The 234-nt window shown below is 43.6% G+C and carries 1 protein-coding gene; it reads right to left on the bottom strand.

Going from position 1 to position 234, the window contains the following annotated elements:
- Positions 1-234, bottom strand: a 234-nt coding sequence (locus tag ACRHOZ_RS21540) for an NAD-dependent epimerase/dehydratase family protein (protein ID WP_431130454.1), incomplete at both ends; no start/stop codon positions are given.

Consider the following 234-nt stretch of genomic DNA (forward strand, 5'->3'; position numbering starts at 1 on the left):
TCAGAGGACTTTCTTTCTGAAACATCCTTGACCACAACACGCACTACTCCTTCTACAATATCGTCTATATAAGTCAAATCCCTTTCGATTTCTCCGCTGTTGAATACCTTAATGGGTTTGCGCTTTAGCATGGCATCCGTAAAAAGGAACATGGCCATATCTGGTCGGCCCCATGCACCGTATACTGTAAAGAACCGAAGGCCTGTTGTCAGGAAACCATATAAGTGACTGTAA

The organism is Flagellimonas flava (assembly GCF_050617915.1).
GTDB classification, from domain to species: domain Bacteria; phylum Bacteroidota; class Bacteroidia; order Flavobacteriales; family Flavobacteriaceae; genus Flagellimonas; species Flagellimonas flava_A.